We start from the raw sequence: 16,036 nt of genomic DNA on the forward strand, positions 1-16,036 counted from the left end.
CCTGGCAGGGCCGTTCGGCCCTGCCGCATGCGCCACTGACCGGCGTTACCCTTCGAGATTGAATTGCAGCGCCGCCAGCCGTGCGTAGAGCGGGCTGCTGTCGATCAGTTGCCGATGGCTGCCGATGGCCACCAGCCGCCCATGCTCCAGCACGGCGATACGGTCGGCGTTCTGGACGGAGGCCAGGCGGTGCGCGATGACCAGCGTGGTACGCCCCTGCATCAGGCTCGGCAAGGCCTGCTGGATCAGGTGCTCGCTCTGTGCATCCAGCGCGCTGGTGGCTTCGTCGAGCAACAGGATCGGTGCGTCCACCAGCACCGCCCGGGCGATGGCCAGGCGTTGCTTCTGGCCGCCAGACAGACCCAGCCCGCCCTCCCCCAGCCGCGTGTGGTAGCCGTCCGGCATCTGGCTGATGAACTCGTCGGCATGGGCGACACGTGCAGCGGCGCGCACCTGCTCGTCACTGGCATCCGGCCGCCCGTAACGGATGTTGTCGGCGATGCTGCCGAAAAACAGCGCCGGGTTCTGCGACACCAGGGCGAAGTGCCGACGCAGCTCAAGCGGATCGAGTTGCCGCAACGCCACGCCCTCAAGGCTGATCTGCCCCTGCTGCGGGTCGTAGAAACGCAGCAGCAGGTCGAACAGCGTCGACTTGCCCGCCCCCGAAGGGCCGACCAGCGCCAGGGTTTCGCCCGGTTCGACGTTCAGGTTCAGGTCATCGATCACCATGCGCTCGGGCCGCGACGGATAGGCGAAGCTCACACCCTGCAGCGCCAGACGCCCGACAATGCGCTCTGACAAGGCCTCAGGGACCGGCTGCGGCGCGCGCACTTCGCTGCGTGCCTGGAGCAGTTCACCGATACGCTGCGCCGCGCCGGCCGCGCGTTGCAGCTCGCCGATCACTTCGCTGATGGTGCCGAACGAGGTGCCGACCACCAGGGCGTAGAACACGAAGGCTGCCAGCTCGCCATTGCTGATCCGCCCTTCGATGACATCCATGCCACCGACGCGCAGCATGACCGCCACGGCGCCCAGCACCAGGACGATGACCAGGGTGATCAGCCAGGCACGCTGCAGGATGTGCCGCCGCGCGGTAGCAAACGCCTGCTCCACGGTGCTGGAAAACTGCTGGCGGTCCAGCGCCTGATGGTTGTAGGCCTGTACGGTCTTGATCTGCCCCAGGGTCTCGGCGACGTAGCTGCCGACCTCAGCGACGCGGTCCTGGTTCTGTCGTGACAGGCGCCGTACCCGGCGCCCGAAGATCAGGATCGGCGCCAGCACCAGCGGCAGCGAGATCACCACGATGCTGGTCAACCGCGGGTTGGTAACGAACAGCAGCACGATGCCCCCGGCCACCATCAGGGCACTGCGCAGGAACATCGATAACGACGAACCCACCACCGACTGCAACAGCGCGGTGTCGGCGGTCAGCCGGGACTGGATTTCCGAGCCGCGGTTGTGCTCGAAGAAACCAGGATGCAGGTCCAGCAGATGGGCGAACACCGCCCGTCGCACGTCGGCCACCACCCGCTCGCCGATCCACGACACCAGATAGAAACGGATGAAGGTGCCGGCAGCCAGCCCCAGGGTCAGCACGCCGAACACGGCGATGGAACGATTGAGCAGTTCGGGAGAGCGGGTCATGAAACCCTGGTCGACCAACAGGCGAATGCCCTGCCCCATGGACAGGGTAATGCCGGCAGTGACGATCAGCGCCAGCAGGGCGGCGCCGACCCGCCAGCGATAAGGTGACACGAAGCGCCAGGCCAGGCCGAGGGCCTGGCGCCGGCTGTCGTACGATGCTGAAACCATGAACTCTGACCGCCTGTGGTACTCACATGAAAGGCCAAGGCTACACTGGCCTTGCCCAAGCGTCTGCCGCAAGACGGGAAGTCGACCGGTGGAGCCGGAACCAGGCCAACGACCGTGGGCTGTCATGGCACGGTCATCCTGGGTGATTAAGTTTGAATGCAACACCTGATGAGGAGACGGACCATGAGCTTGCAAACGCACGGCAACCGAGTCGAGGTCATCCGCACCCAACCCGGCCAACCGGTCGGCGGTGCAATCCTGGATGAAAACGGTCAGGAAACCCCGATCACCGAGGCGATGGTGCAGCAGGCCTGCCAGGAATGCGACCAGCACTGGGTGACCCCGGAGCACGCCGCAGAACATACGGACTGAAGCGTCCGGCCCTCGAAGACCCGGCCCTGTGCCGGGTTTTTCATGCCCGGCGCTAGCGAATACCGTGGGAGCGAGCTTGCTCGCGAAGGCGGCGTCACGTTCACAGCCAACTCAGCGACCTTGCCAGCTTTTCGCGAACAAGCTCGTTCCCACAAAGCCGTAAAGCGCTTGATCGAACAGTATTGGACCTAACCGAGCTGAGTGCCCAGCGCGGTCATCCATTGGCGCAACTGAGCCAGCGCCTCGCCATCGCCTTCCAGCCGCACCCGCAACGCGTCGATCTCGCGGCGCGGCGGGTAATGCTTGCGCAGCGCGTCGAAGGCCTGACGCTGGCTGTGCACATCGCCTTCCAGCGTGCGTCGGAAATCGGCATCGTCACGGCGCGGGTCATAGACACCCCGGCAGACCATCGCCAGGGCCCAGGCCGGGTCGCTGGCGCCGTCCAGGGTCACCTGGGCCAGCCAGGGACGCGGCAGCAGGTCGTGCAGACGAATGCTCGGCGCCACACCGAGGAAGCGGCACAGGGCCTGGTAGATCTGCTCGGTACCGCGCTGCCGGCCATCCAGGCTGTAGCCGGCAATGTGTGGCGTGGCCAGGGTGCAGAGTTCGGCCAGCGGCACATGCACCTGTGGCTCGCCCTCCCAGACATCCAGCACCGCCTGCAGGTCGTCACGCTCCAGCATCACCTCGTAGAGCGCCTGGTTGTTCACCACCGCGCCACGGCTGGCATTGATCAGCCAGGCCCCTTGGCGCAGGCGCTGCAAGCGTTCACGGTCGAGCAAATGCCAGCTGGGGTGCTCGCCGCTGCGCTGCAGCGGGGTGTGCAGGCTGATCACATCACATTGCTCGATGATCTGCTCCAGGCTCACGTAGTCGCCGCCCTCGGTCTGCTGACGCGGCGGGTCGCAGACCAGCACCGTCCAGCCCAGGCCGCGCAGCACCTCGACCAGACGGCCACCCACCTGACCGGCGCCCACCACACCGTAGGTGCGGCTGTCCAGCTTCACGCCTTCCAGCTCGGCCAGGGTCAACAGGCTGCCCAGCACGTAATCGACCACGCCACGGGCATTGCAACCCGGCGCGCTGGACCAGCCAATAGCGGCTTCGGCGAAATAGTCCAGGTCGAGGTGGTCGGTGCCGATGGTGCAGGTGCCAACGAAACGCACCGGGCTGCCAGCGAGCAGCTCAAGGGTCACCGGGGTGATCGAACGCACCAGCAGGATGTCGGCGTCGGCCACCGCCGCACGGTCGATGGCGCGCCCCGGCAAGCGGCGGATGGAACCGAAGCCGGCGAAGAACGCGTCGAGCAGCGGGATATTTTCATCAGCGACGATCTGCATGGTGTGCTCCGCAGAAAAGGTCAGGTACAGGGCACGACGCGGTCAGTCGGCTTTCTTGCGGATCCAGTACAGGTAGGTGTCGGCTTCGGCGCGTTGCGCGACCAGCTCATGACCCAGAAATACGCAGAACTTGGGGATGTCGCGCTGCGTGGAGGGGTCGGTGGCGATGACCTTGAGCAGGCCGCTGGCCGGCAGGTCGCGGACTTTCTGGTGCAGCATCATCACCGGCTCCGGGCAATTCAGGCCGGTGGCGTCCAGGGTCGCGTCGACGGTGAGGTGTTCGATGGGTTCAGGCATGGGGCACTCCGGAAACAGGCGGGCATTGTCGCTCAAAAGAACCTGCGCGACCAATCAGGCCCGCGTCAGGTCCAGGCGGCGCAGGTGGCAGGTCACTTCCTCGCGGTCGTGATACAGCTGCTTGCAGCCGATCGACACTTTCACGCCACGGGTCTTGAAGCCCTCCTCGATACGCTCGAGCAGGCGCCGTACTTCAGCGTAGCGCTGCTTCATCGGCAGCTTGAGGTTGACCACGGCCTCGCGGCACAGGCCCTCGCCCAGCCAGGTTTCCAGCAGTGCGGCGCTGCGCGCGGGCTTCTCGACAATGTCACAGACCATCCAGTCGACGGTCTGCCGTGGCTTCCAGGTGAAACCGTCGGTCATCAGGTGCTGCACCAGCCCGGTTTCCATCAGGCTTTCGGCCATCGGCCCGTTGTCGATGGCGGTCACCAGCATGCCGCGACGCACCAGCTGATAGGTCCAGCCGCCGGGTGAGGCGCCCAGATCGACGCCGGTCATGTCATCGGACAACCGCGTGTCCCACTGCTCACGGGGAATGAAATGGTGCCAGGCCTCCTCCAGCTTGAGGGTCGAACGGCTGGGTGCCTCGCGGGGAAACTTCAGACGCGCAATGCCCATCGGCCACATGGCATGGTTACCGGCCTCGGCGAGACCGAGGAACACCTCGCGACCACTCTTGAAGGTCAGCAACAGGCGCGGCAGCCGTGGGTCGTCGCGCAGGCGCCCGGCCTGGGTCAGGGCCTTGCGCAGCGGCACCTCGAACTTGCGGCAGAAGGTCGAGAGTTCCTTGCCGTCATTGGTGTCCAGCACCTCCAACCACAGGCTGCCGCACACCGGGTAGTCCTGCAGCTGCGCCAGCAACACGCTGATGCGGTCGCTTTCCGGCAGTTCGACAAAGGCCCCGCGGGCCCATTGCCGGGGGAAGATCAACTGCTCGAAACGCTGGCCCTGCATCAACCGTTGCGCACCGCCGGGCTCCAGGCAGATGAACTGCGCACAGGCGCTGTCCGGCTTGGCCTTGGCGTAGCCGGCCACGTCAAGACGTGCAGCGATATCGGCGATTTCCGAGCAGACTTCGCCTTCGAAGCCGGGTCGGCAGTGCATAAACAGCGTATTCATGGGCGAGAATGCAGCCTGCAAAGATCAAAGCCGCGCATGATAGCCGAAAGCGGAACCTCTGACTCGGCCCGAAGGTCCACACCAACAGTATGGGTACCGGCGGCGTGTGCCGCGCTGACCGTTACCAGGTCCGAACCAGGCAGTCTCGTGGCCCCGCCCTGAGGCTTGCAGGACGTCAGAATACCGTTCAAGGAGCCGTTCCATGCCCTCCCTCGATAGCCTGAAAAGCCAGAAGACACTGGCCATCCAAGACAAGACCTACCATTACTTCAGCCTGCCGGAGGCCGCCCGCAGCCTTGGCGAGCTGGACCGCCTGCCGATGTCGCTCAAGGTGCTGCTGGAAAACCTGCTGCGCTGGGAAGACGGCCAGACCGTCACCGGTGACGACCTCAAGGCCCTGGCCGGCTGGCTCAAGGAGCGCCGCTCGGACCGCGAGATTCAGTACCGCCCGGCGCGGGTGCTGATGCAGGACTTCACTGGCGTGCCGGCGGTGGTTGACCTGGCCGCCATGCGCGACGCGGTGGCCAAGGCCGGCGGCGATCCGCAGCGCATCAATCCCCTGTCACCGGTGGACCTGGTGATCGACCACTCGGTGATGGTCGACACCTATGGCAGCGATGACGCCTTCGCCGAAAACGTGGCCATTGAAATGCAGCGCAACGGCGAGCGCTACGCCTTCCTGCGCTGGGGCCAGAGCGCCTTCGACAACTTCAGCGTGGTGCCGCCGGGCACCGGCATCTGTCACCAGGTGAACCTGGAATACCTGGGCCGCACGGTGTGGACCAAAGAGGAAGACGGCCGCACCTACGCCTTCCCGGACACCCTGGTGGGCACCGACTCGCACACCACCATGATCAACGGCCTGGGTGTGCTGGGCTGGGGCGTCGGCGGCATCGAGGCGGAAGCGGCGATGCTCGGCCAGCCGGTGTCGATGCTGATTCCCGAAGTGATCGGCTTCAAGCTCACCGGCAAGCTCAAGGAAGGCATCACCGCCACCGACCTGGTGCTGACCGTGACCCAGATGTTGCGCAAGAAGGGTGTGGTGGGCAAATTCGTCGAATTCTATGGCGACGGCCTGGCCGAGCTGCCCCTGGCCGACCGCGCCACCATCGCCAACATGGCGCCGGAATATGGCGCCACCTGCGGTTTCTTCCCGGTGGACGACGTGACCCTGGACTACCTGCGCCTGTCCGGCCGCCCCGCCGAAACCGTCGAGCTGGTCGAGGCCTACTGCAAGGCCCAGGGCCTGTGGCGCCTGCCGGGCCAGGAGCCGGTGTTCACCGACACCTTGGAACTGGACATGGGTGAAGTACAGGCCAGCCTGGCCGGCCCCAAGCGTCCGCAAGACCGCGTCCCCCTGCCCCAGGTCGCCAAGGCCTTCGAAGATTTCCTGGGCCTGCAGGTCAAGCCGGCGCAGGTCGAAGAAGGTCGCCTGGAGAGCGAAGGCGGTGGCGGTGTGGCAGTGGGTAATGCCGAGCTGGTATCGGGTGAAGCCGAATATGAATACAACGGCCAGAGCTACCGGTTGAAGAACGGTGCGGTGGTCATCGCGGCCATCACTTCCTGCACCAACACCTCCAACCCCAGCGTGATGATGGCTGCTGGCCTGCTGGCCAAGAAAGCGGTGGAAAAGGGCCTGCAACGCAAGCCCTGGGTGAAGAGTTCGCTGGCACCCGGCTCCAAGGTGGTCACCGACTACTACCGCGCCGCCGGGCTGACCCCTTACCTCGACAAGCTCGGCTTCGACCTGGTCGGCTACGGCTGCACCACCTGCATCGGCAACTCCGGCCCGCTGCTGGAGCCCATCGAGAAGGCCATCCAGCGCTCGGACCTGACCGTCGCCTCGGTGCTGTCGGGCAACCGCAACTTCGAAGGCCGCGTGCATCCGCTGGTCAAGACCAACTGGCTGGCCTCCCCGCCCCTGGTGGTCGCCTACGCCCTGGCCGGCAATGTACGGGTCGACCTGAGCCGCGATCCCCTCGGTGAAGGCAGCGACGGCCAGCCGGTGTACCTGCGCGATATCTGGCCGAGCCAACAGGAGATCGCCGAGGCGGTCAGCCAGGTCGACACCGCGATGTTCCGCAAGGAGTATGCGGAGGTCTTCGCCGGCGACGAGCAATGGCAGGCCATCGAAGTACCGCAAGCCGCCACTTATGTCTGGCAGGACGACTCCACCTACATCCAGAACCCGCCGTTCTTCGCAGACGTGGCCGGCCCGCTGCCGGTGATCGAGGACATCCGCGAGGCGCGCATTCTCGCCCTGCTCGGCGACTCGGTGACCACCGACCACATTTCCCCGGCTGGCAACATCAAGGCCGACAGCCCGGCGGGCCGCTACCTGCGCGAGAAGGGTGTGGAGCCCAAGGACTTCAACTCCTATGGGTCGCGACGCGGCAACCACGAGGTGATGATGCGCGGTACCTTCGCCAACATCCGCATTCGCAACGAAATGCTCGGCGGCGAGGAAGGCGGCTACACCCTGCATGTGCCCAGCGACGAAAAACTGCCGATCTTCGATGCCTCGATGCGCTACCAGCAGGAAGGCACGCCCCTGGTGATCGTCGCCGGGCAGGAGTACGGCACCGGTTCCAGCCGCGACTGGGCGGCCAAGGGCACCAACCTGTTGGGGGTCAAGGCGGTGATCGCCGAGAGCTTCGAGCGTATCCACCGCTCCAATCTGGTGGGCATGGGCGTGCTGCCGTTGCAGTTCAAGGCGCCGCATGACCGCAAGAGCCTGGGGCTGACCGGGCGCGAAATCCTGAGCATCAAGGGGCTGACCCAGGCCGAGCTGCGCCCCGGTATGGACCTGACCCTGAACATTCGCTTCGAGGACGGCCGCCAGCAGGACATCGAACTGCTGTGCCGCATCGACACCCTCAATGAAGTGGAGTACTTCAAGGCCGGTGGCATCCTGCACTACGTGCTGCGCCAGCTGATCGCCGCCTGACGGCGCGATGGCTGGCAGGGCTTTAGCCGCAATACTGTTCGCTTAAGCGGTATGTGGCCGGTGGGAGCGGCTTTAGCCGCGAAAGCGCCAGGAAATTCAGTGCATCTGTTGTGAACAGGCGGTCGCTTCGCGGCTGAAGCCGCTCCTACCCGGCCTAACTGACCAGTATTGGCTTTAGCCGCAATACTGTTCGCTCCAACAAAAGCCGATGGGGGTGTGCAACGCGGTCCGTGATCTGAGCGGACTGGAAAATCTCCGTGCCGACGCCGGGCCTGCCTCGTAAGATGCAGGCCCGCGCCGTCGCCAGGAGACCACCTTGAATTCACCCCGCTGGAGCGCCCTGGCCCTTCTACTGCTTGGCTATGCCATGGCCCTGCATGCGGGGCAGCCGAGTCTGGCGACACTCTTTCCCATGGCATTGCTGGCAGTGGCCGGTGCGGCCGTGCGGGCACATCGGCCAGGCCTCGTTCGCAGGCTGGGCCATGGCCTGTTCGTGGTCACCGCCCTGGGGCTGGCGTTGCACCTGTGGCCGGGCTTCAACAGCGCGTCGATCATGCCCGAGGGCGCTTCCAGCCCCGGCGCGCAGCCTTTCATCACGCACCTGAACCTCGACAAGCCGCTCATCGGTCTGTGGCTGCTGCTGGCCTGCCCGTGGCTCTTCCAGCGCGCCATCGACTCGTCCTGGCGGCGCTCGCTGTCGATCGCTCTGGGCACCTCCACGCTGTGCCTGACCCTGGCCTGCGTCATGGGCGTAACGGCCTGGGCCCCGAAATGGCCGGACTACGCCTGGTTGTGGTTGGCCAACAACCTGCTGCTGGTGGTCATCACCGAAGAGCTGCTGTTTCGCGGCTATCTTCAGGGCGCCTTGCAAAGCGCGCTGCAACATCGCTGTCACAATCGAGCCCTGGGGCGCATACTGCCCATCGCCATCACGGCCCTGCTGTTCGGCCTGGCCCATGCCGGAGGGGGCTGGGCCTGGGTAATGCTGGCGGGGCTGGCCGGCGTGGGCTACGGATTGGCCTGGAACCAGGGCGGGCCATGGGCTGCCATCGGTGCGCATTTCCTGCTCAACCTGGTGCATTTCAGCCTGTTCGCCTACCCCATGCTGAATCGATAAGTCTTGACCCACGGCAACGTTTGCGTGACAAGACCGTGATCGACCGCTCAATTTTTCCGGCAGGATGCCGATAACGCAGCCAAGCCTATCTGGATCGAAGGACCGAAAAGCCATGCGCAACAACCAGCCCGTCACTCAACGTGAGCGAACCGTCGCCGCCGATCAGCGGCTGATCTCCACCACCGACACCAAGGGCGTGATCACCTATTGCAACGAAGCCTTCCAGGAAATCAGCGGCTTCACCCAGCAGGAACTGCTCAAGTCCCCGCACAACCTGGTACGCCACCCCGACGTACCGGCCGCGGTGTTCGAGCACATGTGGAGCACGTTGAAGGCCGGTCAGCCGTGGATGGGCATCGTCAAGAACCGCTGCAAGAACGGCGACCATTACTGGGTCAACGCCTACGTCACGCCGATCCTGGAAAGCGGCAAGGTGGTGGGCTACGAGTCGGTGCGGGTCAAGCCAACCAGCGAACAGGTGCGCCGCGCCCAGGCGCTGTATGCGCGCATCAACGCCGGCAAGCCCGCCGTGCCAAGGCGCGACAAATGGCTGCCGGTGCTGCAGGACTGGCTGCCGTTCATCCTGGTCAGCCAGGTCGGTTTCCTGATCGGCGCCTGGCTCGACTCGCATTGGGGCTTCATCTGCGCCGCCGCTCTCTCGGTACCACTGGGCTTGCTGGGCTTGAGCTGGCAGCAACGCGGCATCAAGCGCTTGCTGCGCCTGGCCGAGCAGACCACCTCCGACGCGCTGATCGCGCAGATGTACACCGACAGCCGCGGCCCCCAGGCGCGCCTGGAGATGTCGATCCTCAGCCAGGATGCGCGCCTTAAGACCTGTCTGACCCGCCTGCAGGACACCGCCGAGCACCTCAACATCCAAGCTCGCCAGTCCAACGACCTGGCCAATGCCAGCTCTGCGGGCCTGGAGCGTCAGCGTGTGGAAACCGAGCAGGTGGCCGCCGCGATCAACCAGATGGCCGCCACCACTCAACAGGTGGCCAGCCACGTGCAGAGCGCCGCCAGTGCCACCCAGCAGGCCAACGAGCTGACCCGTCGGGGTCGCGACATTGCCGGGGAGACCCGCGACGCGATCCAGCGGCTGTCCACCGCCGTTGGTGAAACCGGCCTGACCGTGACCCAGCTGGCCAAGGACAGCGACGAGATCGGCGGCGTGGTGGATGTGATCAAGGGCATCGCCGACCAGACCAACCTGCTGGCCCTCAACGCCGCCATCGAAGCCGCCCGCGCCGGTGAAATGGGCCGCGGTTTTGCCGTGGTGGCCGACGAAGTACGCCAGCTGGCACAACGCACCAGCGAATCGACCGGGCAGATCCACGGGCTGATCGCCAAGCTGCAGCAGACCGCCAACAACGCCGTGCAGACCATGGATGCCGGCCATCGCCAGGCCGAAGAAGGCGTGGCCCGGGTGCTGGAAGCGGACCAGGCGTTGGTGGGCATCAGCGAGGCGGTGGCCAACATCACCGACATGGCCACGCAGATCGCCGCCGCCACCGACCAACAGACCTCGGTCGCCGATGAAATCAGCCAGAACATCGCCAACATCGCCCAGCTCGCGGACCAGACCGCCGACGGCGCCCAGCGCTCGGCTCAGCTCAGTGCCGAGCTGACCCATACGGCCAATTCGCAATACTCGCTGGTGGAGCGGTTCAACCGCTGAAAGACTGGCTCATGAAGAACCCCGCCTGGCGGGGTTTTTTATTGGGCGAATGACATACCGAACTCAACAAGTAGGAACATTCCTTACTTTCACCCTTCACCGAAGAATTTCCTTCACGATCATTGACAACCTCACCACCCCCCTATTACTTGCAGCGCATTGAACGTCAAATGAGCTGGCACTTCCATGCACCTTCACCAACAGCAACTAACAAGCCTTCAACTGAATAGTGTGAACAGCCCCCATCATCCATGTGCGTGACAGACAATATGTCAATGGACGCGTGATCTTTCTCATTTTCGGAAAAATGCCGAACAGCCTTCACCGAACACACGGCCTCGATAGTAAAACACCCTAGTGGCGTTGAAAGCTCCCGAACCGACGCAGGACCAACTTGAATAAACCAGCCGGTGCCAGCCAAAACTTGCACTGAAAGTACCCCTGCTTAACCACAAGAGTCGATATGGAAGATAAACCGCAACCTGGCGATGCCTCCTCGGCATTGCGTCCTGAACCCACGCCTCACGAAGCGGCCGAGCGCCTCGCCGGCATCCCCTCGCACTGGCTGGGCCTGCCGGACATTTCGGGCAGTCTCAAGGCACCTCAGGTCTGTCACGTCGCGCCGCAGGCAATCACTGCACAACAGGCCAACGTCGGGGTCACGGTCGAGATTCCGGGCTCGCCGCAACTGCGCCCCGAAGACGTCCTGGTGTTCTGCTGGGGCGGCCATGAAAGCTCCAGCACCTTGCACCATGTCACGGGCGATCACACGGTGGTGCGGCGCCTGTGCCTGGCCTACCCGTTGATCGAAACGCCCGAGTACGGGCCCTTGCAGCTGTATTACCGGATCTACCGCGCCGGGCAGTTGATTGGCACCTCACCCACGCTGAATGTCTGCGTACTTCCCCCGGACGCCTGAAACAGCAAAGCCCCCGCCGCGTGGACGGCAAGGGCTGCGTTGCAGTAAACGGCCTCAGAACGCCAGGCGCAGGCCCAGGTTGGCGCCCCAGGGCTGCTCGATGCGCTTGCCGTTCATGTAGTCGAAGTCGGCCTGCAGTTGCAGGCGTTCGGACAGCGACACCGAGACCCCGGCACCGGCTTCCAGCCGCGAGCCAAACAGGTCGTTGTCGAAGCGGTGGCCATTGACCTCGACCGGATTGCGCCGCGAAAACTCCTGCGCAGCGGCCAGGCGTACATACGGCTGCAGCACACCGCCATCCTTGAGGGCAATGTCACGACCCAGCGAGGCACCGACCTTGCCCAGTACCGAACGGGTATGGTCGTTGCTGGCGCGCAAGCCGTTGTCCAGCTGGTAGCGGTCACCACTGACATTGACCGCCGCCAGTTGCGTGAACGGCTCGACGAACCAGCCATCGGCCAGCTTCACATGGCGCCCCAACTCCACCGAGGCGCCAGCGGCCAGGGTGTCGTAGCTGCCCTTGGCGCGGCCGCTGTCGCTCATTGCCACTTTGGACTTGTTGCGCAGGTGGTTGAGCTTGAGCACGGCATCCACGTAGTAGCCCTGCTCGGACAACCAGGTGCCGTAGCCCCCCAGGTACACGCTGTCGACGCTGCCGGTGGTGCCGTGGTTGAGGTCCAGGTCGGAGCGGCTGTGACCCACCAGCACGCCCAGCGACAGTTGCCCGTTGGCGACCGGCACCGGCGCGTCGGCGCCCAGGCTGAAACCACGCTGCTTCTGCCGGTAGTCGACGCCATCACCGGTGGTGGCCTCCAGGCGGCTGCCGTAGCTGCGCATCCAGCCGCCCGCCGCGCCAGCGCCACGTACCTCGCCGATGCGGCTGCGCAAGCTGTTCAGCTCGCTCATCCAGATGCTCGGCGCCGCGTTGAACAGCGCCAGGGCGCTGGCCGTAGACGGGCTGATACGCCGGTCATCACCGACGATGAACCAGTCGTTACCCTGCTGTTGCAACTGGTAGGAGAAAGCGCCCAGGTCGACCCGCTCACCCGTCAGGCTGAACTGCGCATCACCGCCTTCGGTATGCACGAGCAGCAGCGGTTCCAGCTCCGGGGTCACCGCTTCGCTGCCGGTGTTGCGCACGTGCAGACCGAACTGGCCGGTGGCCGGCCCCTCGACCCAGAGCAGGTCGCCGTCGCCCTGGTCCAGGTCGACGCGCATGGCGAAATGACCGTTGCCAGAGAGTGAGCTCATCACCAGTTCCTTGAACGACCCGGTGCCGAAGTCCACGCCACCGCCGTCGAGTGTCAGGGTGCCGATTTCATTGTCGCCGGTCAGCGTCCAGCGCGCACCGGACGCCACGGCGACCTGGTCACCGCCGACGATGTCGCCGGTCAGCCGGGCGTTGTTCTGCAATACCAGGTTGATGGTGCTGGTGTCGTCGGCGAGCAGGTCACCGCTGAGCACGCTGTCGTCGACGGTGAGGTTGAGGGTGGACTCCCTGCGCGCTTCGGCCAGCACATTGATACTCGACAGCAGGCGGGAGCCGTTGCGTACTTCGATGTCGGCCGTTGTGGGCAGGACACCCCAACTGTCGACCATCAGCGCTGCGCCTGCCAACCCCTGGAAAGTCGAATCGTCAATGACCACCTGGCTGTAGCCCGGATCTACCGGCCCAGGTGTCAATGACCGGGCGTATGAAACGAGCAAGCCATAGGAAGCACCAATCGCCTCGCTGCCAGACGTGACGAAGGCCCGAGATCCCAGAACCCCCAACCCCCAGCTCAACCCGGAGTCGTGTGCCTGGGTGCCTATCATTCGCGTGCCCTGGGCAGAGAACGTACTGGAAACGACACTGATCCCCGCCCTCACCCCCGTAAAGATGCTATCGACGACCTCAGCCCGGTGATTGTCCTGCACGATCATGGCGATGTTGCGATCCACGCTGACCGTCGAGTTGGAAATTGAGGTTTGGCCGAGACCCGCCCCGCGGACCTCACCCTGAATATGCGCATGATCTTTCACGATCAGCACGGAATTGCGGTTAGTGATCGACCCCAGGCGTGCACCCTGGACGGTCAACTGGGCACCATCCTTAAGGCGGTAGCTGTTGAACGGTGCATCAGGTCCCAAGGTCAAACTCTGCCCGACCAGATCGATCGGCCTGCTTGGCTCTTCAGCCCATCCCGGCAGACTGCCCAGACCCGACATCACGCCCAGCCCACAACAGGCCATGAACTTTCCATTCAATTTATAACGCACCATAAGTTCCTCCCTTTTCCAGGCTTCATGGTGCCGTTCGGAAAAGGATGAAGGTGCGCCCTACATTTATCTTTGCTGTCAGGCACTTCTGAAAGAACACCCTGCGACTTCCTACAACGCCTTATACAAATAAACTTCAACCTGAAAGATTCGACACTTCAACAAGACGTTAACTATTGACAGCGTCCAATACCTCCGATTACGTGATTTTCCAGTGGCTCGACAATGCTCCTGCCGCTACTGATTCTGCTCTGCGTACTTAACGCACATTAACCGCTGCACTTGCCGCACAACTTTTCGAAGGAATCGAATACCATGAAAAACACCACGGAGCTTTACCACGCGCATCGTCCGCAAGCCGACCAGAACGAGGAATACGATCCGCCGCTGGTGCCGATTGCCGATCCCGAAGACGGTCTGATCAGAACCGTGGACTTGCAGAACGATATCGTCGTCAACTTTCCGCTCTGGAATCTTCCCCAACTCAACGATGAATACTGGCTGATCCTCAACGGTGAAGCGGTTGGAGAACCGAGCGTTCTTAACCCTATCCCGCCCAACGGTACGCAGATGGAGCTGACCATTCCGGTGGCTACCCACCTGCTCGAAGATGGGATTTATAGCCTGCAATATCAGACCAGCTCGAATCCCGGCTCCAATGACACGGTTTCCAAGCCCACCTACCTCATCGTCGACCGCACCGCACCCGGCTCGCACCAGCTGGGCTACATGGACTTCCCCGACGAAGCCAAGGACGGCCTGACCCTGGAAGAACTCAGCGCCATGGGCGATGTACTGCCGGGCAGGATCTTCGGTTACTCGGGGCTGAACCGTGGCGACGTGATCAACACCTACTGGGGCGGCGTGGCTGGCCCGACACTCACCCTGAATGGCGATGAAGATGAAGACACGCCGCTGGAAGTCGGTTTTACCAAGGACTTCCTGACCAGCCTGCCGAACCCGGCCGGCGCCACCTACTACACGGTGACCGACCGCGCCGGCAACGTTTCGGTGGAATCGCGCCGGGTCACCATCCCGCTGTTTCTCACCGAAATCACCCCGGACCTGCCGGCGCCGGTGATCGAGGGCGACGACGGCCTGATCGACTACGCCGACGCCGCTGCTGGCGTGGAGGTAAAGATTCCGACCTCCACACTGCTCGAGGCCGGAGACCAGATCCAGCTGTACTGGGGCAATCAGAAGCTGGGCCCGGCGGCCATCGACCCCGATGACCTGGGTATGCCTTTCGTGCTGATCTTCGACGTCGCGCTGCCGGTGATCGAGGCGGCCGGCGACGGCCTGCGCGTACTCAAGTACGAGGTGTTGCGCAGCGGCCAGGTGGTCGGTGTATCCACCGAATTGCCCACCCAGGTGCTGATCGAGCGCCCCGTCCCGCAGACCCCGGCCAAGCCGACAGTACGCGGCGGCAGCGGCACGCCGAGCAACGAAGACAATTTCATCGATGAGAACGACTTCGAGCTCAATGCCACGGTGATCATCGACTGGAACCCCAACTTCAAGGCGTCCCAGGTCATCGAAGTGTACTGGGGCGGCCAGGCGGTGCTGCAGCAGCCCTACACCATCACCAACTCCGACGTGGTGGCGGGCCGGCCGCTGCTGCTGACCGCGCTGAACAGCCTGTTCGTACCGGTGGGCACCGGCAGTGACATCCGCGTGTACTACAGCGTATCGATGGCGGGTAATCCGAATATCTCTATCTCCGAAGAGCAATCGATCGTGGTGCGCTCCAAGGACGAGCTGCCCGGCGGCCCCGACGGCCCGATCGCGCCGCTGTTCACCGACCTCAACGAGAACGGCGCGATCAACGTGACCAACGGCGCCCACGGTGCCCCGGTGTACATCGAGCCCTACATCAACATCGCCGAAGGCCAGGTGATCGTCTTCACCTACGAGGCCTACGACAGCCTGGTAGGCGGCACCAAGAAGTTCGAGTGGGTGCACACCTCTGCAGCGCTGACCCAGGCAGAAGTCGACGGCGGTTACCACTTCCTGGTGCCGCGCACGATCCTCAACCAGCACTGCTACGGCCATGCCGAGGCGACCTTCGCCGTGCGCAGCGCGCAAGGCCAGGGCAATTCGCGTCGTGCCAGCGTGCTGGTGGACATGCGCGTCGCCGGCAGCTGCGGCATCTGACTCCACGGGGCGAGGCCGCCGC

Annotated in this window: 11 protein-coding genes; 6 read left to right on the plus strand and 5 right to left on the minus strand. The window is 64.2% G+C overall.

Features of this window, described 5'->3' with window-relative positions; all coding sequences use genetic code 11:
- Positions 1–45: 45 nt before the first annotated feature.
- Positions 46–1,812 carry an ABC transporter transmembrane domain-containing protein gene (locus RRX38_RS07170; RefSeq protein WP_315962058.1) on the minus strand — a complete coding sequence of 589 codons (1,767 nt, stop codon included), beginning with the start codon at positions 1,810–1,812 and terminating at the stop codon, positions 46–48.
- Between the two features lie 183 nt (positions 1,813–1,995).
- Between RRX38_RS07170 and RRX38_RS07175 the strand changes: the two genes are divergently transcribed.
- Positions 1,996–2,184, plus strand: a complete 189-nt coding sequence (locus tag RRX38_RS07175) for a PA1571 family protein (protein ID WP_295470034.1) — start codon at positions 1,996–1,998, stop codon at positions 2,182–2,184.
- Between the two features lie 188 nt (positions 2,185–2,372).
- Here the strand turns inward: RRX38_RS07175 and pdxB are convergent, their stop codons facing one another.
- The 3 genes from pdxB to rlmM are packed head-to-tail and all read right to left on the minus strand — an operon-like array spanning position 2,373 to position 4,940.
- Complete coding sequence (pdxB, locus tag RRX38_RS07180; protein ID WP_315962059.1) at positions 2,373–3,524, minus strand: 4-phosphoerythronate dehydrogenase PdxB; 1,152 nt, start codon at positions 3,522–3,524, stop codon at positions 2,373–2,375.
- 42 nt (positions 3,525–3,566) lie between these two features.
- Positions 3,567–3,821: a sulfurtransferase TusA gene (tusA, locus tag RRX38_RS07185; protein ID WP_410524873.1), complete on the minus strand. Its 255-nt coding sequence runs from the start codon at positions 3,819–3,821 to the stop codon at positions 3,567–3,569.
- A gap of 54 nt (positions 3,822–3,875) precedes the next feature.
- A complete protein-coding gene (rlmM, locus tag RRX38_RS07190; protein WP_315962060.1) occupies positions 3,876–4,940 on the minus strand; it encodes a 23S rRNA (cytidine(2498)-2'-O)-methyltransferase RlmM in 1,065 nt (354 codons plus the stop codon).
- Positions 4,941–5,142: 202 nt separating this feature from the next.
- On the opposite strand from rlmM, the gene acnA reads away from it, so the two are divergent.
- The 4 genes from acnA (at position 5,143) to RRX38_RS07210 (ending at position 11,601) form a co-directional block, all read left to right on the plus strand.
- Entirely contained in the window at positions 5,143–7,887 is a 2,745-nt protein-coding gene (gene acnA, locus RRX38_RS07195) for an aconitate hydratase AcnA (RefSeq protein WP_315962061.1), read from the plus strand.
- 367 nt (positions 7,888–8,254) lie between these two features.
- Complete coding sequence (locus RRX38_RS07200; protein ID WP_315962640.1) at positions 8,255–9,004, plus strand: CPBP family intramembrane glutamic endopeptidase; 750 nt, start codon at positions 8,255–8,257, stop codon at positions 9,002–9,004.
- A gap of 112 nt (positions 9,005–9,116) precedes the next feature.
- Positions 9,117–10,682: a methyl-accepting chemotaxis protein gene (locus RRX38_RS07205; protein ID WP_315962062.1), complete on the plus strand. Its 1,566-nt coding sequence runs from the start codon at positions 9,117–9,119 to the stop codon at positions 10,680–10,682.
- Positions 10,683–11,145: 463 nt separating this feature from the next.
- The gene (locus RRX38_RS07210; protein ID WP_295478431.1) at positions 11,146–11,601 is read left to right on the plus strand and encodes a hypothetical protein; all 456 of its coding nucleotides are present in this window, start codon (positions 11,146–11,148) and stop codon (positions 11,599–11,601) included.
- Positions 11,602–11,655: 54 nt separating this feature from the next.
- On the opposite strand, the gene RRX38_RS07215 is transcribed toward RRX38_RS07210, so the two are convergent.
- Positions 11,656–13,200 (minus strand): autotransporter outer membrane beta-barrel domain-containing protein, encoded by a 1,545-nt coding sequence (locus tag RRX38_RS07215; RefSeq protein WP_315962063.1) that lies wholly within the window; start codon positions 13,198–13,200, stop codon positions 11,656–11,658.
- Positions 13,201–14,175: 975 nt separating this feature from the next.
- Between RRX38_RS07215 and RRX38_RS07220 the strand changes: the two genes are divergently transcribed.
- Entirely contained in the window at positions 14,176–16,014 is a 1,839-nt protein-coding gene (locus RRX38_RS07220) for a hypothetical protein (protein ID WP_315962064.1), read from the plus strand.
- Positions 16,015–16,036 lie beyond the last annotated feature (22 nt).

The organism is Pseudomonas sp. DTU_2021_1001937_2_SI_NGA_ILE_001 (assembly GCF_032463525.1).
Lineage (GTDB): Bacteria > Pseudomonadota > Gammaproteobacteria > Pseudomonadales > Pseudomonadaceae > Aquipseudomonas.